20 protein-coding genes are annotated in these 21,687 nt (G+C 46.3%); 13 read left to right on the top strand and 7 right to left on the bottom strand.

The window, feature by feature from the left end; translation table 11 throughout:
- Nucleotides 1-5: 5 nt before the first annotated feature.
- Complete coding sequence (locus SDE_RS08220; RefSeq protein ID WP_041324437.1) at nt 6-1,940, bottom strand: ATP-binding protein; 1,935 nt, start codon at nt 1,938-1,940, stop codon at nt 6-8.
- A gap of 285 nt (nt 1,941-2,225) precedes the next feature.
- Between SDE_RS08220 and SDE_RS21260 the strand changes: the two genes are divergently transcribed.
- The 7 genes from SDE_RS21260 to SDE_RS08185 all read left to right on the top strand — a co-directional run bounded on the left by SDE_RS21260 (nt 2,226) and on the right by SDE_RS08185 (nt 10,740).
- Nucleotides 2,226-5,471 carry a DUF1592 domain-containing protein gene (locus tag SDE_RS21260; RefSeq protein WP_143710864.1) on the top strand — a complete coding sequence of 1,082 codons (3,246 nt, stop codon included), beginning with the start codon at nt 2,226-2,228 and terminating at the stop codon, nt 5,469-5,471.
- 4 nt (nt 5,472-5,475) lie between these two features.
- Nucleotides 5,476-6,843 carry a DUF1552 domain-containing protein gene (locus SDE_RS08210; RefSeq protein ID WP_011468050.1) on the top strand — a complete coding sequence of 456 codons (1,368 nt, stop codon included), beginning with the start codon at nt 5,476-5,478 and terminating at the stop codon, nt 6,841-6,843.
- A 431-nt stretch (nt 6,844-7,274) separates the two neighbouring features.
- Entirely contained in the window at nt 7,275-7,850 is a 576-nt protein-coding gene (locus SDE_RS08205; RefSeq protein ID WP_011468049.1) for a hypothetical protein, read from the top strand.
- A gap of 13 nt (nt 7,851-7,863) precedes the next feature.
- The gene (locus tag SDE_RS08200) at nt 7,864-8,382 is read left to right on the top strand and encodes a TlpA family protein disulfide reductase (protein ID WP_011468048.1); all 519 of its coding nucleotides are present in this window, start codon (nt 7,864-7,866) and stop codon (nt 8,380-8,382) included.
- Between the two features lies 1 nt (nt 8,383).
- Nucleotides 8,384-8,629 (top strand): DUF4266 domain-containing protein, encoded by a 246-nt coding sequence (locus tag SDE_RS08195; RefSeq protein ID WP_226986481.1) that lies wholly within the window; start codon nt 8,384-8,386, stop codon nt 8,627-8,629.
- Nucleotides 8,630-8,665: 36 nt separating this feature from the next.
- On the top strand, nt 8,666-9,808 hold the full coding sequence (locus SDE_RS08190) for a DUF3570 domain-containing protein (protein ID WP_011468046.1): 1,143 nt from the start codon (nt 8,666-8,668) through the stop codon (nt 9,806-9,808).
- Nucleotides 9,809-9,852: 44 nt separating this feature from the next.
- Nucleotides 9,853-10,740: an FAD:protein FMN transferase gene (locus tag SDE_RS08185; protein ID WP_158303868.1), complete on the top strand. Its 888-nt coding sequence runs from the start codon at nt 9,853-9,855 to the stop codon at nt 10,738-10,740.
- 629 nt (nt 10,741-11,369) lie between these two features.
- Here the strand turns inward: SDE_RS08185 and SDE_RS08180 are convergent.
- On the bottom strand, nt 11,370-12,254 hold the full coding sequence (locus SDE_RS08180) for a hypothetical protein (protein WP_011468044.1): 885 nt from the start codon (nt 12,252-12,254) through the stop codon (nt 11,370-11,372).
- A gap of 257 nt (nt 12,255-12,511) precedes the next feature.
- Between SDE_RS08180 and SDE_RS08175 the strand changes: the two genes are divergently transcribed.
- Nucleotides 12,512-13,069: a YfiR family protein gene (locus SDE_RS08175; RefSeq protein WP_143710863.1), complete on the top strand. Its 558-nt coding sequence runs from the start codon at nt 12,512-12,514 to the stop codon at nt 13,067-13,069.
- A 15-nt stretch (nt 13,070-13,084) separates the two neighbouring features.
- Here SDE_RS08175 and SDE_RS08170 read toward each other — a convergent pair whose 3' ends face one another.
- From SDE_RS08170 to SDE_RS08160, 3 genes are all read right to left on the bottom strand, one after another.
- Nucleotides 13,085-13,342 carry a hypothetical protein gene (locus tag SDE_RS08170; protein WP_011468042.1) on the bottom strand — a complete coding sequence of 86 codons (258 nt, stop codon included), beginning with the start codon at nt 13,340-13,342 and terminating at the stop codon, nt 13,085-13,087.
- 165 nt (nt 13,343-13,507) lie between these two features.
- Complete coding sequence (locus SDE_RS08165; protein ID WP_011468041.1) at nt 13,508-15,103, bottom strand: ABC-F family ATPase; 1,596 nt, start codon at nt 15,101-15,103, stop codon at nt 13,508-13,510.
- A 234-nt stretch (nt 15,104-15,337) separates the two neighbouring features.
- Nucleotides 15,338-16,198, bottom strand: coding sequence for a PA4780 family RIO1-like protein kinase (locus SDE_RS08160; RefSeq protein ID WP_011468040.1), 861 nt, complete (start codon nt 16,196-16,198; stop codon nt 15,338-15,340).
- A 45-nt stretch (nt 16,199-16,243) separates the two neighbouring features.
- On the opposite strand from SDE_RS08160, the gene SDE_RS08155 reads away from it, so the two are divergent.
- Nucleotides 16,244-17,038: a tRNA (adenine(22)-N(1))-methyltransferase gene (locus SDE_RS08155; RefSeq protein WP_011468039.1), complete on the top strand. Its 795-nt coding sequence runs from the start codon at nt 16,244-16,246 to the stop codon at nt 17,036-17,038.
- 10 nt (nt 17,039-17,048) lie between these two features.
- Here SDE_RS08155 and SDE_RS08150 read toward each other — a convergent pair whose 3' ends face one another.
- Nucleotides 17,049-17,600, bottom strand: coding sequence for a DUF1415 domain-containing protein (locus SDE_RS08150; protein WP_011468038.1), 552 nt, complete (start codon nt 17,598-17,600; stop codon nt 17,049-17,051).
- A 220-nt stretch (nt 17,601-17,820) separates the two neighbouring features.
- Here SDE_RS08150 and SDE_RS08145 point away from each other — a divergent pair, with 220 nt between their 5' ends.
- The gene (locus SDE_RS08145; protein ID WP_011468037.1) at nt 17,821-18,444 is read left to right on the top strand and encodes an FKBP-type peptidyl-prolyl cis-trans isomerase; all 624 of its coding nucleotides are present in this window, start codon (nt 17,821-17,823) and stop codon (nt 18,442-18,444) included.
- 127 nt (nt 18,445-18,571) lie between these two features.
- Here SDE_RS08145 and ylqF read toward each other — a convergent pair whose 3' ends face one another.
- Nucleotides 18,572-19,417 carry a ribosome biogenesis GTPase YlqF gene (ylqF, locus tag SDE_RS08140; RefSeq protein ID WP_011468036.1) on the bottom strand — a complete coding sequence of 282 codons (846 nt, stop codon included), beginning with the start codon at nt 19,415-19,417 and terminating at the stop codon, nt 18,572-18,574.
- A 209-nt stretch (nt 19,418-19,626) separates the two neighbouring features.
- On the opposite strand from ylqF, the gene SDE_RS08135 reads away from it, so the two are divergent.
- From SDE_RS08135 to SDE_RS08125, 3 genes are all read left to right on the top strand, one after another.
- The gene (locus SDE_RS08135) at nt 19,627-20,031 is read left to right on the top strand and encodes an SMI1/KNR4 family protein (protein ID WP_011468035.1); all 405 of its coding nucleotides are present in this window, start codon (nt 19,627-19,629) and stop codon (nt 20,029-20,031) included.
- Between the two features lie 131 nt (nt 20,032-20,162).
- Complete coding sequence (gene tpx / locus SDE_RS08130; protein WP_041324431.1) at nt 20,163-20,657, top strand: thiol peroxidase; 495 nt, start codon at nt 20,163-20,165, stop codon at nt 20,655-20,657.
- Nucleotides 20,658-20,807: 150 nt separating this feature from the next.
- Entirely contained in the window at nt 20,808-21,524 is a 717-nt protein-coding gene (locus SDE_RS08125) for a YebC/PmpR family DNA-binding transcriptional regulator (protein WP_011468033.1), read from the top strand.
- Nucleotides 21,525-21,687: the final 163 nt, after the last annotated feature.

The following is a 21,687-nucleotide window of genomic DNA, read 5'->3' as shown; positions in this document are numbered from 1 at the left end:
TTTTACTATTCCAGCATACGATGTAAAACTGTTCGCAATTGTGCAGCTCCCACCGGTTTTAGCAGTAAATCAAACCCCTTTGCTCTAATTTCTTCGTGAATAGCCGGCGACGCGTTCCCCGTAACAATGAGTGCGGGCACGTCTATGCCCACGGCCATTCTTATTTCTTCTATTACGGCATCGCCTGTTAAATTAGGGCCAAGCTGATAATCGCTAATAATGATATCGGGGTCGAGAAAGTCGCTTGAGCCAAAGTAATCTTCTACGCCCTGCATGCCAGCAAACTCGGTTACTTCCATATCCCACGACTTTAAAAGTAATGCAAGAATAGAGCGAATAGCCGGTTCATCATCCACTAAAATAACATGGGTTTTTAACATGGTATTGGCGAGTTGGTCGGAATCATACAATACGGTTTGGCGGTAATTGTCGGCAAAAATTTCATCGCTAGAAAACGCAACCGTCGAACGGCTTTGCGCGTTTTCTTTCGCTACATTAGGTATGACCATGCGGAAACAACTGCCTTTCCCTTCTCGCGAAACCACTTCTAATTTATAGCCCATCATATCGGCAAATTGCTTTACGATGGCCAACCCCAAACCGTAACCCTTGTGGGATGAAACCCCTTTATTGTCTACCTGCTCAAACTTTTTAAATACAGAATCTATGCGATTTTCAGGGATTCCTATGCCGGTATCCCACACCTCTATCACCACACAATCGCGCTTTTTACGTGCTGCTAAAAGTACTCCACCGGTGTCGGTGTAATTAACGGCGTTACTCACCAAGTTGCGTACAATACGTTCTATTACACCAGAAATACCGCGAACACTTATTGCATTAACATGGGTGCGAAACTGGATTCCCTTACGTAAGGTAAGTACCTCAAACTCCAACTGTAATTTGCCGAATAGTTTTTCTAAATGTATATCCTGTAACTCTGCAGTACCGGCTTTATGATCGAGCCGCGAAAAATCTAAAATATCGGTAAACATAGCCTGCAAGTTGTGCATGGCAGCTTTTAATTTTTCGGTTAGGTTTAGGTATTTTTCGTCTTCCAATTGAAACTGCAGCATATCGACAAAAATAGCCATCGCCTGTAACGGCTGGCGTAAATCGTGCGCGGCGCCACTCAATAGCTCTTTAATTTGTTCGTTGCGCGCCTCTAACTCTACCGCCGTGGTTTCGGCTTTTGTACTGCGAAAAACCAGCTCGTTATACACAATTTCTAAATCCATTCGGCTGGATTCCACCATCGCCAGCATATCGTTAAACGAGTCGACTAACTTACCCAGCTCATCGTTGCCAGCCGGCACTGCACGAATACCCAAATCGTTTTCATCGCGCACTCGCGCCATAACTTCCATTAAATGTTTGAGCGGTGACACAACAGCAGATTGCATTCGCATAGCCATCACCACCACTACAATGGTGGCAATTAAAAACATTAACCCCGCTAACTTGACCCAATTTTTAGCTTTGCGCTCTATACGGCTTAAATCGCTTAGTACAATAATTTTGCCTAACGACACATTGCGGTGAGTAATATCGGCCACCGCCACTATACGGTCATCAAACTGTGCTGTTTCTATATACGCTGGCGTGCTTGTGCACAGAAAGTTACTTGGTTTATGCCTTGTATAAGCGGCAAATAGGTTGTCATCAGCATCGTAGATACAAGCGGCTTGCACACTATCTAAAATGCCCAATTGCGAAAGGTTCTCTTGCGCTTTTTTAATGTCGCCAAAGGTTAGCGCCGCTCCACTTCGCGCAGCAGTAATGCGGGATAACACCGTGAGCTCATCGGTTAAATTTCGCTTGGCGGAGTACAGCTCGAAGAATATAAAATTCGCCAAGGCAACCGTCATAGCACTGGCCATACCCAGCAAAATAATGCTTACCAGTTTTGTACGAATAGACAAGTTTTGAAATCGAAACATATATTGCGTTAAGCCGGGTTTATCGTAAGCAAAAACAAGGGGGGAGCGCCGCCCCCCCCCCCGCACTATTCAATTAAATTAAAATCGAATTGGAATAAAGGAACCTCTGATTAACCCCAACTGCAAAAAGTAATTGGGGCTAATCAGAGGCTCCTAAAGATAGCGTAAGATTACCTAAATATAGCTCACATGCCACGGCCTAACCCGTTTTATGGCCACATGGCCAATATAGATTGCACGGCTAACTACCTACCATATGCCAAGAACATACTATTGGACTTGGATATGACACACGCCATTCGCCCTATTTCGTTATTAAGTATTTTGCTTTGCCTGCCGCTATGGCTAACAGCCTGTGGCGGTGAGCCTGTTGGCGGGGTAGATAACGCCCCATTAGTAACAACCGAAACACCGGAAAACAACCAGCCGAGTACTGGTGAGAGTACTGGTGAGCCAGCCACCGAGACCAACACACAAGAAGAAGTCGACCCGCCTCAACGACCGCCGGGTGATATTATTTTGGGTAAAACTACCTATACGGGCCAATGTGCCATGTGCCACGGCGAAGCGGGTAACGGGGCTTTCCCATTATTTATAAACGCCGTTGAGTTTGAAGCAATAGAAGATGTGACCCATCGCACCATGCCGTTTGGCGACGCAAGTGCCTGTGAGGGAGAGTGCGCTACCAACGTTGCAGCCTATTTGGTTAGCCTAATTAGCATTAGCCTTCCCGAAACACCAGCCGTAGAGCCACCAGATAATTCTACCGAGACCGAGACCGAGACCGAGACCGAGACCGAGACCGAGACCGAGACCGAGACCGAGACCGAGACCGAGACCGAGACCGAGACCGAGAATGAAAACAACAGCGGTGACCCCAGTCAACCTGTTACACCAGCTTTACCCGCACAATGCGCTAATCCGCAGTGGGTTAGCGGCACTGAATATGCTGTAAACACCCTCGTTGTTAACCGCGAAGCCGCGTTCCGTTGTGTGATAGCTGGCTGGTGCGCAAGCACGGCCAGCTGGGCCTACGAGCCCAACAGCGGCCTGTATTGGGAGGAAGCCTGGGAGAAAGTCGCACTTTGCAGCGAAAGCACCAGTAACGGCAACACCTCTGGTGAGCCAACCACACCCAATACCGATGGCGAAGAGCAAACAGAAAATAACGGTGCTGAAACTGGAACTGAAAACGAGACTGAGACTGAAACGGAACCCAACGAAAACGCCTCTGCCCCTAAAGCAGTAAGCACAGTGATAGCCGTCGCTTCAGCCAATCAAGATCGCATAGGCCTAAGCTGGACAGACAACGCAAACAACGAAACAGGTTTTGCAATTCGTCGCAGAACCAATAACGGCGCTGTAGTTCAAATACACAACGCCCCTGCCAACTCTACAAGCTATACAGATGCAAATGTAAAGCTAGATAACCAATATCAATACGACATTATCGCGTTTAATGCCGTAGGCTCGAGCGCTGCGGTAGAAAGCAATCAAGTATCGCTAGTAACACCCGTTACGGCACCTAATGCAATCACCAACCTAAACGCTACATTAAATAACAATCAAATATTTTTAAGCTGGAGCCAAGCAGACGCAACTGCAGACACCATCGCTATTTATCGCACGCTAGACGATATTCAATGGCAGCAGCTTACTACCGTAGCCGCTAACACCACCCAATATAACGATACCAATATCACAACCAACACCACCTATGGTTACCGGCTAGTTGCCATAAATACTGCGGGGGAATCGCAAGCCAGCAATACAGTGCATGTATCTGTTACCCCTATTGCAGCTGGGCAAACGCTATTTAACCAGCATTGTGCGGCCTGCCATAGCGCGTCTGGGATTGGCGGTGATTTATTTTCAAGCCAAACACAAACTGCATGGCTGAATAAAACATTAAGCCAGTTAGAAACAAAAATTTCGACCATGCCTGCGCAGCAATGCGACGCCAACTGCCAAAAAGTGGTTGCCGATTTTATTTGGCAAGATAAATGGAACCGCGTGGTAGATATTATTGAAGAGAAAATTACCAGCTCTGGCGTACGCGGGGTGCGCTTACTTACGCCATACGAATATGCCAACACAATAAAAGCGACGCTAAACGTTACCGTTAACAGCGAAGACCTACCAAGCGCGCGCTTCGATAGCCACTTTAAATACCCAAGCCAATCGTCGCAGGGCCTAGTGCTTACCGATGAAGCCGCAGCCTACCAACAACTCGCGCAAGATATTGCAAGTAAAACCACCATAACCAAGCACACCTGCAGCACAGCAAGCTGCAGACAAAATGCGGTAAACAAGTTGGGGTTAACACTTTTTCGCAAGCCACTTACCGCTGCACAAACGGCAAGCTACAGTACATTATTTGAAACCAATGGTTTTGAATCTGTGATTACCAGTATGCTTATGTCCCCCTACTTTTTGTACCTAACAGAGTTAGGCAAGTGGGACGCGCAAACCGAAAGCTACCGTTTAAGTAACTACGAAATTGCTACGCATCTATCATTTAGCCTTTGGGGTATGCCACCCAACAGCACACTGCTAAATCTTGCAGCCACAGGCACGTTCAGTAGTGATGAGGGTGTAAAAAACCAAGCGCAAACAATGGTGAATGACGCAAGGTTCGCTGCACACGTAAGCGAATTTATACGCTACTACGCCAACACCTATAGTGTTGTGGACGAAAAACCAGGTTTATCGACCGATGTAATAGCCGCTATGCAACAGGAGCAAACAGAGGCGATACACTATTTAATTAACGCAGGTTCTGCTTCATTTTACGAGCTACTCAACCCAAGCTACACCTACTTAAACAGCACACTCGCCAACCATTACGGTTTAACGTCTACTGCGCAAAACGCTGGTAGCAGTATGCAAAAATATAACGTTAATTCTCTGCGCGGCGGCCTTATGCATCAAGGTATATTCCAGGTTAGCAATTCAGATTTTAGTGCAACCTCACTGGTTAAACGCGGCAAGTTTATTCGCGAAAACATGCTCTGCCATATGATGGGCACCCCCTCGGGCGTAGACCCAGACACCATCACGCTACCAGAGCACCCAATAACAACTCGCGAACGCTGGGATGTAATAACCGGCCCCAATGCAAGTGACGGCCAATGCTGGCAGTGCCACCAATTAATGAACGAGCCGGGTAGCGCGCTAGAAAATTACGATCACGCTGGCCGCTACCGCACAGAAGAATCCGCAGCGAATGACAGCAGGGTTGCACTAACCATAGATGCTAGCGGTATTCTGCGCGATAACTCAGGCTTTAATACGCTAACCCAATACGCAGATGCACGAGCACTTAGCGAATACCTTGCAGTTTCAGAGCAGGCACTAAGCTGTTTTGTTGATAACGCCTACCGGTTTACCACCGGCCAACAAACGGATGCACAAAGCGAAAATGCAATTAACGCACTGCAACAAGATTTTATTATTGACGGCGATATAAAAACACTATTTATAGAGCTCGCAAGTAGCCCTGCCGCCCTGTACCGATCTGATAGAGATTAACCCCATGAAATTATTTAACGCTTCTAACCAAAAGCCCCAACACAATAGCGGCCGCCGCAGTTTTCTAAAAAAACTTATGGCTACCGGTAGTGGCGCCGCTGCATTAAATATGCTGCCGCAATTAGCACAGGCCAATACAGGTAGTAAACTAAAAGTGGTGTTCGCTGTTATTCCAGATGGCTTTGGGGTAGATAGCTACGCGGGGTACAACGATGGAATTTGGTTTCCTAAAACCAATGCAGTAGAAAGCACTAACTTCGAGCTTAATGAATTATCTCAACACTTAGGAAGCTATGCTAATCAAGCGCTATTTTTACGCGGTTTAGTGCTAGGTAGTGGCACTGGTGGGCACAATGCATGGAAAACCATTCTGCGGGATTCCAATAGCAGCCAAACCTCTATTGATAATATTTTGGGCGCAGCCCTACCCGGCACAGATCATTCATTAAAACGCGTCTATGCCGGCCCCCATGCTATGGTGGGCGCAAGCTGGAATATCTCATACCAAGACAACACCATGCTGTTGCCCGAAGACGACCCCTACCAGTTATTTGATCGCGTATATGGCAATTACACCGGCTCCAGTACGCAAACAACTAGCACAGATAACTCCGTTTTATTTGACCCAGTAAAAGAAGATATAGCACAGCTGCGCTCTGCCCTTGGGCAGCAGCAAAAAGAAAAACTCGATACCCATTTAGGCGCTATTGAACAAGTGGTAACAGATATGCGCAACTCGCAACCAATTGGCGAAGCCTGCAGCCCAACCAATGGCGAGCCCATTGCAGGTTTGAGTATTAACTCGGCAGATTATCGCGAACCCGTCACCCAAGCACACGCCAACGTTGTAGCCTCAAGTTTAAGTTGTGGTGTTAGCCGCGTGGCCACATTGCAAATTGGTCGTTCTGCCGATCAAGTTGTTATTAAATCGGTTTCAAGCACACGCAACCCACATGACTGCGCACACAGGTATGGCAGCGTAAACGAGTGGTTAGATTCCCGCGTGTGGTATATCAAGCAAGTTAAATACTTATTAGACCGGCTCGCAGCCTTCCCAGACCCAGACGTAGCCGGAGACAGCCTACTAGACCACACCCTTGTTGTACTCACCAGTGAAATGGCAGATGGCGCACCTGAACATATGCAAGATATTCCAATTACGCTACTAGGTGGTGCAAGTGGATTATTAAATAATGGCACGGGTAAAGGCCGCTTTTTGAATCTGAGTAATCAAGGTGATCGCAGCCATTGGCGATTGGGCCAATGTACCGACGTGCAAAGAGTATGGAGTACCATTGCGCAGGCCGCAGGTACCAGCGTGCCCTACTCGGGTGATATTTCACCACTAAGCGGATTATTTACCAACGTTTAAATATACAAACGCTACATTGTTAGCCGTTAATAACACGCTGCAAGCATCCCGCGCTGCCATTTACTTGGCAGTGCGGGATTGCCAGCGAAACTATTATTCCCGAAATTCAATTTTTTGACACAGCACAATAAAATACTACCTAAACATTCTATTTAAATTGGCTGCACTGCCAATACACCGCTACATATTCCAACTTGCTCTGTGTAAACGACCTCAGTAAAACTCACTTTAATCTCACACACCACTCCCCTTCATTTACTCGTACACTGCTAAATTACTGGGCTACAGCTTAGCCGCCAGTTACTAAGCCCAATGGACTAGGCCATTGTATTTCTTGTAAGCCCAGGGGGTGGTTGCCGTATATTTATCATCAACAGCTAAACAACATTAGCGCCCTTTTTAAAAGCTATTTAACGTTGAGATAAACCAAAATGTACAAGCATTATCAAACAGCCAATGCAAACCAAGATTTAGTTTGGCATCTTTCTGGCTTTAGCTACCCAGAAAAAGCTGTTGCGTTTTTGAAGCGATTTGAAGGTTCATTTTGTATTTTTTCTAAATCTGTTCGCCAACTTTATAGCAACTACGAACTACAACAAACTTTCGGCGAAGGTAATTCCGTTGTGGCATTACCTAACCCACATGCTTACCACGATACGTTTTTCAATATTCCAGAAGAGGCCATACTGCATACAGGTATGGTTATTTGCCCTGGTGAAATAAGCGGCAGCGAGAACTGGTTACTGTGCTACAAAAACGGCGAGGGTAATGGCTGGAAAGGTACAAGCCTAGCCAAAGGTATAGATCTATTTCGTGAAAAGTACGGCAAAGATGACCCCTTCCTACCAGTACTACTTAACTCAGACTTGAAAAAAAGCTCAAGCACACATTTGCCACTTATGCACCTGCACCGCATAAGCATAAAAAAACTAAACCTACTTTCCGAGCTACAGCGCAAAGATATTGTCGCGACTGTTGCCGATAAATTTTTAAAATTTGCAGCTTAAAAGAGTAAACACCATGCATACAGATACCTTTGCCATGAAAAAAAGAAACGCATTAATTGTAATAGCATTTATTTTGCTAGCGGGATTACAGCTTTCTACCAGTGCAAGAGCCACCCCTGCACCGGCTTTCACCCTGCCAGAAATTCATTCTATGGAGTCGCTCTCCCTTGCGGACTACCAAGGCAAAGTTATTTATTTAGATTTTTGGGCGAGTTGGTGCGGCCCCTGCAGAAAAAGCCTACCGCTTATGAACGAAGTGTACAAACGACTCGAAGACAAAGGCTTTATGGTGATAGCAATTAATCTGGATGAAAATCGAGAGCTTGGGCTTAAATTTCTAGAAAACCAGCCGCTCGACTACCCAATAGTGTTTGACAAAACTAAATCTGTACCAGGCAAGTATCAACTAGAAGCCATGCCAAGCGCCTACCTTATCGATAAAAAAGGCACCATTCGCGCTATACATAAAGGTTTTAAAGAAAAGGACCTAAGCAAAATAGAAACACAAATTACCTTTCTGTTGGATGAGTAACATGAACAAACAAGTTTCAAAAGTTAAACGCAAAAATCCATTAGTAACAATTGGCATTTTATTCTGCTCTTTTAGTATAAGCGCGTGCACCACAGTGCAGCCCTGGGAAAAAAATCATTTAGCCAAACAAGAAATGACATGGTACCCAGACCCGTTACAAGCGCGTTTAAAAGACCATATTTATCACAGTAAAGAAGGCAGCGCCGGTAGCACAGGTAGCGCCGGCGGCGGATGTGGCTGTAATTAACACCACTTGTTTAATTAATAACATTACTTACCCATTATGAATACAGCCACTCAACTACTCTTAGCAAGTGCAATGTCGTTACCAGCCTTGGCCCATGCAGCTACTGCACCAACAGATAGGGTAATAGACTACAAATACACCAGCTATAGCGAAGATGACATAGCCAAAGATGTCGAACTGTTGCTTGGCGACAAAAGCCGGTACTCCATAGATGTGCACCAAGTTAGATTTGTTGCGCCTTTAAACGATGAAACCAGCATTGAAATAAATTCTGTTACCGAATCTTTATCTGGCGCTTCGCCATGGGGCACCAGCCAAGGCACAGATAACAACGCGGCACTAGTAATGAGTGGTGCGAGCATTGTGGAAGAGCGCAGTGATTTTAACGTTACAATTTCACGCTTTTTATCCAATCACAGTTGGAGTGTTAACTTGGGGTCTTCGCAGGAAAACGACTACTCATCCATGTATATGGGCACAGGCCACGAGTGGACTTTCAACAAAAAGAATACCGCGATTGCCATGGGTGCATCTTTTTCTTTAGATGCCCTACACCCGTCGGATGCGGAAGAGTATCAGCGCGTGGTATCCGAAAATAAGCAGACTGTTTCTGGTTTTCTAGGCTTTTCTCAAAACCTCACAGCAAAAACCGTAGTGCAAATTGGCGCTAGCTACACCATTAACCAAGGGTTTCTGAGCGACCCCTACAAACTGAATGATCGCCGCCCAAGTAGTAAATCGTCGGCCACGGCCAATATAGCTTTACGTCAATTTATAGAAACTGCGAATGCGGCCATGCATATAGATTACCGCTACTATACAGACTCTTGGCAAACCCAATCCCACACGATGGAAGCAAGCTGGGTGCAAAACATTGGCGATCATACGCAACTAACACCTACTGCACGCTACTACTTTCAAACGGAAGCTTCCTTTTACGAACCATACGAAGTTTCTACCAACAAAATGGAATTTATCTCTAGTGACTACCGCCTTTCGCCCTATGGCGCGCTCTCTTTCGGTGTAAAGCTGGAGCAGTTTTGGCGAAACTTTTCGTACGACATCTCGTTTATTTATTACCAATCGGATGCCGATTTTTCACCGCAAACAGTACTAATAGAAAACCCTGGCCTGGTATCGTTCACCGCCACTTCACTGGGCTTGCGCTATACATGGTAAAAAATGCATTAAATTGCAATATAAAAAAAACGTTGGAACCTATCATGCAGTTATATACCCACACATTTAAAGCCATGGCTTCGCCTTGCACCCTTAAATTCTACTGTAACGATATTGTTGCAGCGCAAAAAATATTCCTAGCGGTAGAAGAGAAAACTCGCTTATTCGAAAAACGGTATTCTCGCTACCTGCCCTTCAGCATTGTAAGCAAAATAAACAATGCTAATGGCGAAGCGATTAAAGTAGACGAAGAAACCGCAAAACTTCTAAATTTTGCAACTGTTGCATGGAAAATTAGTGGGGGGTTATTCGATATTACGTCGGGGGCATTCCGAACTGTATGGGATTTTAAAAACGGTACCGTGCCTACATCTAAGCAGATTAAAAATGTGCTAGCGCTTGTGGGCTGGGAAAAAGTTAAATGGGATGGCGAAACATTACAAATGCCCGCCGGTATGCAAATAGATTTTGGCGGCATTGTAAAAGAATACGCAACCGATGCCGCGCGCACTTTAGCAGAAAGCATGGGCGTTGAGCATGGCCTAGTAGAGCTGGGGGGCGATATTAGCGTAATAGGCCCACATTTAGATGGCTCCCCTTGGAAGATTGCACTACAGCACCCAGACCATAAAGATATAGACGTAGTGGTTGAAATTGGCCGTGGCTGCGTTGCGTCTAGCGGCGATTACGAACGCTATTTTGAACAAGATGGTAAGCGCTACTGCCATATTATCAACCCATTAAACGGCCAATGTGCTCAAGGTGTTGCAGGTGTGAGTGTAATAGCGCCACACTGCGTAATGGCCGGCACCATAACCACCACCGCACTCCTTAAAGGCCCCCAATTCGCACTGGATTACCTAGCCGAGACAGGTTTGCATCACCAATTATATTTACGCGACTACACCGGCGAAGCAGTTTTAGCTAGCTAAGTATTCCCACCCTACCCCAAAGGCCCGATAAACACACTAAGTTTTCGGGCCCATTTATTTTTTCATCACCAAATATAAATGCATAAAAACCAATCTATTACTTTTTCAAAACTTTACACAACCACCCCGTAGGCCTGATAAAGCACAGCTGCCATCAGGCAATCTAAACGATTCAACAAACATTTATATCAAAGAGAAATGATTAAGACACATGCGTTCTGGAGTGGCTTGTAATAAAAAAATTTACCAGAAACCAAACCCAAAACGCCCGATGGCAGCTACGCTTTATCGGGCCTACCAATACCATCCAACCGCTTTGATATAAACCTATAAATACAAGTTCCCCACTTACTCAAAGCCTTACTTACAACACCCAGTAGGCCTGATAAAGCAAAGCTGCCATCAGGCGATCTAGTCGATTAAACAAATATTTATATCAAAGAACGATAATTAAAGCGCATGCGTTCTGGGGTGGTTTGTAGTGAAAACATTTACCGATAACCAACCCCAAAAGCCTGATGGCATCTGCGCTCTATCGGGCCTACTTAGTGCCAACCAAGTTTGCAGAATTTTGGAAAAAAAAACCCAGCGTGCGCTGGGTAAACATTACTATTGGAAAGGGTAATAAATTAGTTTTCTGCTACATTGGTAAAATCAACAACATCAATTTTTTTCCACGCGCTTACTACGCCTGCGGCCTGATTATTGTTCCACAACTTAGAACGACGTTTTTTAAGTGCTTCAATTTTACGCTTATCGGCGCGCGCTTTAAGTTCGCTTGCCAAACTATCAAATTTATTTTTTAACATTTCACCTGGCACCCCCAGTGAAACGAGTTTTTTAGCTTCTATTTGCACAAGTTGCTTTTCTTCGTTGCTAAATACCGGCATAGACAATTTCAATTTCGGCAAGGAATAATCGCGCATGGTTAATTGCGAGAGCGTGTTTACAAAAGCCTTTACCACGCCGTTAACGTCACCTGTTGCGGTGTTGGCGACGGTTTTACTGGCCACGTCGGCCTGTTTAACTGGTGCTTTCTTTTGCTGCGCGCTCAACTGCTTTTTTAATACTCGCTGTTGCTCGACTAACTCGCGAATATAAATATCTTTTTCGAGCATCTTGGTGTTTTGGCGATCTATAATTACCTTGGCAGCATAAGTTTGGCCATTAGCTTCTTGTAAGCTAACTTCCATTAGGTTCAATTTTGCACGGTAGCTCTCTGTAAGTGTGTCGTGCTTAACCAGTACTTTCTCGTATTCTTGCTCAAGCATACTAATCTCATGCTTGTATTTCGTTAATTCTTTGGTAAAGCGCTCTCTTTCTGCACGCAAATGTGTGTTGCTGTGCATTAACGATTCAACACTGGTTATTTGAGTATCTAACACTCGCTTTAACCGGTCGTTTTCGTAACCCAATTTAGAAGCCTGCTTGCGAATGTCGTCGTTGCTCACCGCAGTGGTAAGCAATGGAATCCCCACTTCGCTAACTGGCTGAGACATTTTTAACACTGGCATGAGACTTAACTCCAAATTTCGTGAATATGGGAGTAGTTTACGGACCTTGCCGCAGCAGCGTAATTGGCCTAATGGCACTAAAACGGCCTAAGCCATATGGCTTATATCGACTATTTGTGAAGCTCGCCTATACTTAAACCACGCCTAGCTATTAGCCGAGAGCACCCATGCCATTTTGTTTGCAACGTTCTACACACAGTCTTTTATCCACTCGCCTTATAACGCATCGCATAAATATATTAACCAAAGCACTTCGCATGGTTATAAGATTGCACCTACTCGGCCCGCTAGCCCTACTATTAGGTGCCTTACCCTCTCACGCCGCCAATGCGGAAGCACAGCAGCAGGTAAAAGCGCAGTTTATTTATAACTTTGTAAATTACGTAGAGTGGCCCAGCGATGCGTTTGAAGGCCCTAACTCTTCAATAAAGCTCTGTTTATATGGCGACGTGCCATTTGCGGCCTATTTGCTTTCGTTTTCTGGCAGTATTGTGGGCCAGCGTGAGCTTACGTTTATTATTGGCAACACCATTAACGACATTTATTCTGGCTGCCATATTTTGTATGTAGGCGATGATAAGCGCATAGATTTACCCACCTTGTGGAGTCAGATCCAATATGTATATGTGCTTAGCGTGGGCGAACGGGAAGGTTTTACCGATAACGGCGGAATTATTAATATTCTGCGCACCAAAGACAGGCTTGAGTTTGATGTAAATATTAACAATGCGCTTTCGAATGGATTATTTTTAGACTCGGACTTACTGGCACTGGCGCGCACTATTAAGCGCAATACTGCACCTAAAAATGATTAACGCACTACCCCCGTACTACCCCATAGCTTCTACAATTTCAAATTTTAGCGTATCGCCGCTAAGGGTAAGAATATTGGCAATATCCGTAAACGCTTTTAATTGCTGTGGCTGATTGCAAATACCGGTTGGTTTAACGGTAAATATGAGTGTATTGCCGTGCAGCTCTATATCGGTAAATGCCATCCCCTGAAGAAAGTCTCCGTGCACCTCTAACGCAGTATTCATACGCTCTAAATACAGGGGTTTGGTTTTATCCGTAAAGGGAGAAGGCATAAAAGGCTCGCTATGTTTTTTATAGAGGGTAAATAATAGCTAACAGTTTCAAGTTGCAGATCACAGGCGAAAAGTAATTGACGAAAATAGGAGGTCAACCCAATTTAAACATTGAGTTGACCTTTATGCCACTGTTTATGCCACTGGCCTAGTAATAGGTAACGCTTACGCCAGTGCTTCTTGGCTTGCTAGGTACTCTTCGTAGGTACCTTGGAAATCCACCAGCTGCTGATCTTTTATTTCTATTACGCGAGTAGCCAGCGACGATACAAATTCCCTATCGTGACTCACGAAAATCAAGGTGCCGTCGTAATGCTCTAGTGCAAGGTTAAGCGCCTCAATAGATTCCATATCTAAGTGGTTTGTTGGCTCATCCATTACCAGTACGTTGGTGTCTTGCATCATTAATTTACCAAACAATAGTCGGTTTTTCTCACCACCGGAACACACCTGTACTTTTTTTGCGAAATCATCAGCAGAAAACAACAGCCGCCCTAGCGTTGCGCGCACAATTTGATCGTCGTGGCTGGGCTTACGCCACTGGCTCATCCAATCAAACAGGTTTAAATCGGTATCAAAATCCGCGGAGCTATCTTGCGGGCAGTACCCCAAGGTTGCACTTTCTGCCCACTGGATTTTACCGCTTTGCGGGGTTAGCTCGTTCATTAAGCAACGCAAAAAGGTGGTTTTACCCGCACCGTTTTCGCCAATTACCGCCAAGCGTGAACCGGCCTCTAAAATTAAGTTACCTTTGGCAAATAGCGGGTTATCTTCAAACCCGTGCGCAAGGTTTTCAATAACAACGGCTTGTCTGTGCAGTTTTTTATCTTGCTTAAAGCGAATAAATGGGCTTACACGGCTCGAGGCTTTTACTTCATCCAGCTTGATTTTTTCTAAGCGTTTAGCGCGCGAAGTGGCCTGCTTAGCTTTGGAAGCGTTGGCAGAGAAGCGGCTCACAAACTGCTGCAGGTCGGCAATTTGGGCTTTTTTCTTGGCGTTTTCGGAATGTAATCGCTCGCGCGCTTGCTCGGCAGCCATCATGTAGTCGTCGTAGGTGCCTGGGTATACACGCAACTCGCCGTAGTCGATGTCTGCCATATGGGTACACACAGAGTTCAGAAAGTGACGGTCGTGCGAAATAATAATCATGGTGCTTTCGCGCTGGTTCAATACGCCTTCTAACCAGCGAATGGTATTAATATCCAAGTTGTTGGTCGGTTCGTCGAGCAGCAATATATCGGGGTCAGAAAATAGCGCCTGCGCCAACAATACACGTAGTTTCAAACCTGGGGCCACTTCACTCATTGGGCCGAAGTGTAGGTCTAGCTCGATACCGGCACCCAGTAATATTTCGCCAGCGCGGCTTTCTGCACTGTAGCCGTCCATTTCGGCAAATTGCACTTCTAGCTCGGCCACGGCCATGCCATCTTCTTCGCTCATTTCTGGCAAGCCGTATATGCGGTCGCGCTCTTGCTTAACTCGCCACAATTCCGAGTGGCCCATAATAACGGTGTCGATTACAGAGTATTTTTCGAAGGCGAACTGGTCTTGGCTTAACTTACCCACGCGCTCGTTGGGGGAAATAGAAACGTTGCCAGCCGAAGGGGTAAGTGAGCCATCCAATATTTTCATAAAGGTGGATTTACCGCAGCCATTGGCACCTATTAGGCCATAGCGATTACCATCGCCAAACTTTACGGAAATATTTTCGAATAGGGGCTTGGCACCAAACTGCATGGTGATATTTGCGGTAGAAATCAACGGGATACCCTGAGAATAAAGAAGTGTATTAGGCGAGCTGCGCTCGGAGGTGCGTACTATAAGGAGTTGAGCTCGCCAAGTCGACAGCTGCGCTCATTTTGTCGGCATTTAGACGCCAAACAGAACCTGTATTAAACAGTAAACACTTGTAGACAAGTTATGCCGCACCGGGGTGAATGTGCGGCTAAAGGAGGGGAAAAGTGTAAAACCAAGTGGAAAATCAGGCAAATGCGCCTAAAAGCCGTCTTCCTCTTCGGCGTTCAGCCTCTCTTGGCGCTCGCGCTCTTCGGCCAGTACGGCTTTAATTTCGCTAAGCACAGCATCCACATCGGCCGCTTCGCTATCGTCTTCAAATTCACCGGTTAGCTCGGTATCGGGTGTGAGTTCGCCATCTTCATAAATAGCCCACATTTCTTTGGCGTAGCGGGTGTCTAATAGCTCGGGGGCAAACTGGGCGTAGTACTGGGTAATTTTATTAATATCGCGCTCTAGCATCCACTCAGCATGGTTATTTGCCGAGGCATCAACAGCCTGGGGTAAATCGATAATCACTGGGCCGTAATCGTCTACCAGAACATTAAATTCAGATAAATCCCCGTGCACTAAGCCTTCGCAAAGCATTAGCTTAATGTAATGCATCATTACCGTATGATCTTCTATTGCCTGCTCGGGAGACATGGCTACGTCGTTTAGGCGTGGGGCAACTTCGCCATCATCGTTGGTGACTAGCTCCATCACCAGCACGCCGTCGAAACAGCCGTAGGGGGTGGGCACACGTACACCCGCTCGCGCCAAGCGATACAGTGCATCTACCTCTGCGTTTTGCCACTCTTCTTCTTGCTGGCCTTTACCAAATTTAGAGCCCTTTTCTATTGCTCTTGCGCGGCGACTGTTACGTACCTTGCGCCCTTCTTGGTATTGAGAGGCTTTTTTAAAACTGCGCTGGGCGGCATCTTTGTATACTTTTGCGCAACGAATTTCATCGCCGCACCGCACAATGTAAACGGAAGCTTCTTTACCGCTCATTAGCGAGCTTAATACTTCGTCGACAATGCCGTCTTCAATTAGGGGTTGTATGCGTTTTGGTGTTTTCATTCGCCCGTTATACCTTAGTCCTCACAGTTAGGGAACCGTCAAAAAGTGGTCAAAGGCGTTATACTGCGCCAATTCCATTCGCTTATTCTACTTTTATTTATGCTAGACACTTTTGCCAACAGCACCGACATTCAGCCCTTAAGGCAACTTAGGCCTAGGCTGGTGCACCTTTACAACTGGGCGCAACGCACACCAGATTACAATGTAATTTGGGACCTATGCTGCGATCACGGCTTGCTTGGCTTACACCTGCATCAAGCCACTACAGCTTACGGCACACATGTGCACTTAGTTGATCAGGTTGAACCTATTGTAGATAAATTACAAACCCAATATGCACATAGGCAAGATGGCAACTTAAGTATTTGCCTCACCCCTGCCGAGCACATCCGGCTGGCCAAGCAGGCAAAGCAGCTTTTTATTATTGCAGGTGTTGGCGGTGAAACCGTAGCCTCTATCATTCAAAGCATATTACCTGCCATCCAGGCGCTGCCCCCTAGCCCACATCAACAAATAGATATGCTTATAAGCCCCAACAAGCATGTTTTTTCGCTGCGCCGCGCATTACAGGCAATGCCTTTTACACTTATTGAAGAAGAGTTTGTGTCAGATAAAGGCCGCCACCACGAGCATATGTTTTTACGTTATCAACCCGCCGCGCCCACGCCGCCTAGCGAGGTGGGCGATGCGCTATGGCTACCTGCCACACAGGACAAACGCATCTATATTGATAAGCTTATTAAGCACTACGGCGCGTTGAGCCAATATTCGCCTACGGCATTCAACCAGCAGGCTTTAGCCGCTTACCAAGCGCTTAAACACAAGCTGTTTGGCGAATAAAAGCTAGCCATTATCGGCTAAACAAATAGGGAAACAGCGCGCGAGTTTGCTCGGCGCTTAGGCCTTCTACCGTGTCAATATTGCGCTCGGGTATTTCGTCTGGGTTGGGGTAATGCGCCAGTACAGCCTCTAGGCTGGCCTCGCGAATAAGATGCAATAAGGGGTATGGCGAACGGTTAGTCAGGTTTTCCGCGTCGTCTGGATGCGCCCCAGCAAAACAATATTTGGGGTGGAAACTCGCCACTTGGTACACGCCTTCCCATTTATATTTTTGCAGCAGGCCATCTACCCAATCTAAAAAGTTGTTGTACTCATAAAAATCATCAAGGTAGCTGGGCAGTATTAGCAAGGTAGTTTCTACTTCTGGCTTAGTGTCCAACAACTCTAGCTCTGCTTTTAGCTCGTTTATTAGCTGCTCTTCATCCACAGCGCTGCTGACGCTAAACCGCACCTTACCCTCTGCAGTAGGCTTACCCGCAAAGGGGCAAAGGTTTAACCCAATAACCACATTGGCTAGCCATTGCTTTACGCTATTTACTACTGCTTGCGTTGAATCTTCCATCTTTTGCCCTCTAATTTTGGCGCAGATGATACACCCCTCGAACGGTTATTTCCCGCTGCGTTGTACCTAAAACTGGGTATTAACCACTTATTTATTGCCAAATATGTGCGATTTTGCGCCCATTTTGGCATCTGCACAGCAAGCCTTTGCAAGCCGTGGTAGACTGCGCGCCTTTAATTTTGCGAAAGCTTTTCTTTTCATCCGTAAACGAGGTTTTTTCATGTCGGATAACCAATACACCACCGTTGAACAACGTGTAAGCTACGGCATCGGCCGTCAAATGGGCGACCAACTTGCCAGCAACCCTTTCGAAGGCGTTGAACCATCTGCCGTTGCACAGGGTGTAATAGACGCGCTTGAGGGCAAAGAAAGCCCAGTAAGCCCAGAAGATTTAAACGAAGCTTTCCGCGTTATCCGCGAAAAACTTGAAGCCGAAGAAAAAGAGCGCGCAAAAACAATGGGCGCTGAAGGCGAAGCCTTTTTAGCTGAGAACGCCAAAAAAGAAGGCGTAACTGTTACCGAATCTGGCTTGCAGTACGAAATTTTAACCGAAGGCACTGGCGAAAAACCAAAAGCCACTTCAACCGTTAAAACTCACTACCACGGCACCTTAATTGACGGCACTGTGTTTGACAGCTCTGTAGAGCGCGGCCAACCAGCAGAATTCCCCGTTAACGGTGTAATCGCAGGCTGGACCGAAGCCCTACAATTGATGCCAGTAGGCTCTAAATGGCGCTTATCTATCCCTTACCAGCTAGCCTACGGCGAGCGCGGTGCTGGCGGCGCAATTAAGCCTTTCGCAGCACTTGTGTTCGACGTTGAATTGTTGGAAATTGTTGCCTAAGCAATTCTACGTGAACGGTAAGTTCGCGAACACAAAAAAAGGGGAAGCGTTTAGGCGCCTCCCCTTTTTTATTTGCTTAAATACGTTACTACTTTGCGAACTACAGCTTTACAAACCTATCAAGCAATTACTCTCTTTTTCTATAGCTTACCAAAGGTTCTTCTAGGCTGAACCGCCCCAATTTACCTGCGCGCAGCTCGCGTACAAACAATTCGCCAATACGGGTTAAGTCGGGCAAACCGTTTTTCTTACAGCCCCGCTTCATGGCTAACTCTTCTAGCATTGCCGTGGCCGATTCACAAAGCTCATCAAACTGGTAGCGTTTGCGTATTGCCTCTGGGTAGCGTTGCAGCATGTAATCCATAGCGAATACCGCTAAATCATCGTACTCCAATGCGGTATCGCGTATGGCACCACTAGCCGCCAACCGGTAATTGATCATTTCGTTTTTAGAGCCAGGCCAGGTCATTCCTGGGGTGTCTATTAAAAAGAAGTTATCGGAAATACGTATTTTTTGTTGCGCTTTGGTTACCGCAGGCTCGTTGCCAACCGGTGCAATTTTTTTGCCCGCCAGCGTATTAATAAGGGTGGATTTACCCACATTGGGAATACCCATAATTAATGCGCGAATGGGCTTTAAAGACGTGCCCCTATTAGGTAATAGCTTGCGAATACGATCGGGGATAGTTTTGGCTATGGATACCTTATCGGTAGTAATCGCCAAGGAATCCATATTGCGCTGCTCGCGAAAAAACGCCTGCCAAGCCTTAGTAATAGTAGGGTCAGCGAGGTCCGATTTACTCAGCACCTTTAGGTAGGGTTTGTCGCCACGCAGGGTTTCTATCATGGGGTTGGTGCTCGAAGCTGGCAGTCGCGCATCCAGCACTTCAATAACTACATCCACCGCGGGCATAATTTCTTTTACTTTGTTCCGCGCCTTATTCATATGGCCCGGATACCAATTAATTAACATACGCTACCTTAATAAAACCTGCTTATTCTTCAATAGACCGATATAATCGCGCCGAAAGAAAATAGGGTTAACCGCCAAGCTTGAAATAGCGCAAAAAAGCGCATACATAAGCCAAGCTTGCCGTTAAGGCCGCTATAATACACGCAAACCCGCCTAGCCACACGGGCAGCGTCCTTCATCCGTTAACACCATGTTATTGAGGATACCCTGTGATTAATGAAATTGCCGAAATGCTTGCCGCCCGCTCTTTAAAAACGGCCTACCCGTTAGAGCTGCCCACAATGGACGACATAGTTGAAGCACACGAAGCCATGCTAATATCTGTGCCCGCCGATTTTAGAGATTACCTGCTGCACTCTAGCAACTGCATATATGGGCGTTTAGAGCCTGTTACGGTAGCCGATCGCAACAGCCACACCTACCTGCCAGAAGTAGCCGCCGAAGCTTGGTCTCGCGGTATGCCGCGTGAAATGATCCCCCTATGTGTAGACGGCGATAATGTTTATTGCGTAGCAGAAGATGGCGAAGTGTTTTTGTGGGAAGGCGACGACGACATGGAATCCGTTGCAGAAGATGTATGGCAGTGGGTGCGCGATGTATGGCTAGAGAGCTAGCCCCTTTAAAAATAAATTCGCGTCACAATATAAGTGTTCACAATCAATATTTATATTTAGGGGCTCTTTAACCCAGCCCCTTTCAACTTAAGCGCCCTTACAAAGGTGCGCCTCACCAAATGGAGTTACACATGGCTACAGTTACCCTAAAAGGCAATGCATTTAATACCGTTGGCAACCTACCTTCAGCAGGCAGCGCCGCCCCAGACTTCAAACTTGTTAAAACCGATTTGAGCGAAGTATCGCTTGCAGACTTTGCCGGCAAAAAGCTCATCTTGAACATTTTTCCATCAGTAGATACCGGCACCTGTGCCACATCCGTACGCACTTTTAACGAAAAAGCAGCAAGCTTAGAAAACACCGCTGTACTGTGTGTATCTTTAGACTTACCTTTCGCCCTAGGCCGTTTTTGCGGTGCAGAAGGCATAGATAAAGTAGATTCAGCATCTGGCTTCCGCTCTAGCTTTGGTGCCGATTACGGCGTTGCCTTCCAAGACGGTCCTTTGGCTGGCTTGTACTCACGTAGCATTGTTGTTATCGACGAAAGCGGCAAAGTAGCTTACGTAGAGCAAGTAGCAGAAACCGTAGATGAGCCTAACTACGAAGCAGCTTTAGCCGCACTATAAGCGTGCTATTCCGGCGATTACCCCCTGTGTAATCGCCGAATTTCAACTTTTCTTTCCCCTCCTGCCAACTCAACCATCAAACACGCTTAAATTTATGCGTAAAAGCGGTTAGAATCCACGGCTTTCCAAACCAGAATAAGAGAGCGCGTGATGGGCAGAGCCTTCCAAAACCGTAAAGAATCCATGGCGAAAACCTCGGATCAGAACGCCAAGGTTTACAGTAAATACAGCCGTGAAATATACACGTGTGCCAAATCTGGCGGCGTAGACCCAGATGGCAACTTGAGCTTGCGCAGCCTGCTAGACAGAGCCAAAAAAGACCAAGTACCCAGCCACGTTATTCAAAAAGCCATAGACAAAGCAAAAGGCGGTGGCGGCGAAGACTTTGCTACCGCACGCTACGAGGGCTTTGGCCCAGGCAACTGCATGGTTATTGTGGATTGCCTAACCGACAACCCTAACCGCACCTACGGCGACGTGCGCACCTGCTTTAACAAGGCTAAAGCCAAAATAGGCAGCCAAGGCACGGTAATGCACATGTTCGACCACTGTGCGATTTTTGTGTTTGCCGGTGACGACGAAGAAGCCATTTTAGAAGCGTTAATGATGGCCGATGTCGATGTGACCGATATAGAGTGTGAAGACGGTAAAATTACGGTATTTACACCCCACACTGAATACGGCAAAGCGAAAACCGCCTTGGCCGAAGTGACCAACGGCGCCGAATTTGAAGTGGACGAAATTCAATTTGTACCACAAACCCAAACCGCAATTAGCGGCGACGACATTGAAGTATTCGAAAAATTCTTAAGTATGCTAGACGACTTGGACGATGTGCAAAACGTTTACCATAACGCTGAATACTAAGCGTTAACGTAACGCTACTATAGGGCGCTTAGCCAAAGCAGGCGCCCTATCTCTTGGCTCTTTTTTCTTCTCTTTTCTCTTTTCTCTTTTCTCTCTTATCTCTTCTCTCTTTTTATGACTCTATCCTCTACCACCAAACCCATTGCTCCATAATACGTTTAAA

This window comes from Saccharophagus degradans 2-40 (assembly GCF_000013665.1).
Lineage (GTDB): Bacteria > Pseudomonadota > Gammaproteobacteria > Pseudomonadales > Cellvibrionaceae > Saccharophagus > Saccharophagus degradans.
Note: the sequence above shows the minus strand (reverse complement) of the source record. Positions and strands in the feature narration are given on the sequence as shown.

What these genes read in the sequence shown, in the direction of transcription:
- SDE_RS08220 (WP_041324437.1), bottom strand. Translation starts at nt 1,940, where the DNA reads ATGTTTCGATTTCAAAACTTGTCTATTCGTACAAAACTGGTAAGCATT.
- SDE_RS21260 (WP_143710864.1), top strand. Translation starts at nt 2,226, where the DNA reads ATGACACACGCCATTCGCCCTATTTCGTTATTAAGTATTTTGCTTTGC.
- SDE_RS08210 (WP_011468050.1), top strand. Translation starts at nt 5,476, where the DNA reads ATGAAATTATTTAACGCTTCTAACCAAAAGCCCCAACACAATAGCGGC.
- SDE_RS08205 (WP_011468049.1), top strand. Translation starts at nt 7,275, where the DNA reads ATGTACAAGCATTATCAAACAGCCAATGCAAACCAAGATTTAGTTTGG.
- SDE_RS08200 (WP_011468048.1), top strand. Translation starts at nt 7,864, where the DNA reads ATGCATACAGATACCTTTGCCATGAAAAAAAGAAACGCATTAATTGTA.
- SDE_RS08195 (WP_226986481.1), top strand. Translation starts at nt 8,384, where the DNA reads ATGAACAAACAAGTTTCAAAAGTTAAACGCAAAAATCCATTAGTAACA.
- SDE_RS08190 (WP_011468046.1), top strand. Translation starts at nt 8,666, where the DNA reads ATGAATACAGCCACTCAACTACTCTTAGCAAGTGCAATGTCGTTACCA.
- SDE_RS08185 (WP_158303868.1), top strand. Translation starts at nt 9,853, where the DNA reads ATGCAGTTATATACCCACACATTTAAAGCCATGGCTTCGCCTTGCACC.
- SDE_RS08180 (WP_011468044.1), bottom strand. Translation starts at nt 12,254, where the DNA reads ATGCCAGTGTTAAAAATGTCTCAGCCAGTTAGCGAAGTGGGGATTCCA.
- SDE_RS08175 (WP_143710863.1), top strand. Translation starts at nt 12,512, where the DNA reads ATGGTTATAAGATTGCACCTACTCGGCCCGCTAGCCCTACTATTAGGT.
- SDE_RS08170 (WP_011468042.1), bottom strand. Translation starts at nt 13,342, where the DNA reads ATGCCTTCTCCCTTTACGGATAAAACCAAACCCCTGTATTTAGAGCGT.
- SDE_RS08160 (WP_011468040.1), bottom strand. Translation starts at nt 16,198, where the DNA reads ATGAAAACACCAAAACGCATACAACCCCTAATTGAAGACGGCATTGTC.
- SDE_RS08150 (WP_011468038.1), bottom strand. Translation starts at nt 17,600, where the DNA reads ATGGAAGATTCAACGCAAGCAGTAGTAAATAGCGTAAAGCAATGGCTA.
- SDE_RS08145 (WP_011468037.1), top strand. Translation starts at nt 17,821, where the DNA reads ATGTCGGATAACCAATACACCACCGTTGAACAACGTGTAAGCTACGGC.
- ylqF (WP_011468036.1), bottom strand. Translation starts at nt 19,417, where the DNA reads ATGTTAATTAATTGGTATCCGGGCCATATGAATAAGGCGCGGAACAAA.
- tpx (WP_041324431.1), top strand. Translation starts at nt 20,163, where the DNA reads ATGGCTACAGTTACCCTAAAAGGCAATGCATTTAATACCGTTGGCAAC.
- SDE_RS08125 (WP_011468033.1), top strand. Translation starts at nt 20,808, where the DNA reads ATGGGCAGAGCCTTCCAAAACCGTAAAGAATCCATGGCGAAAACCTCG.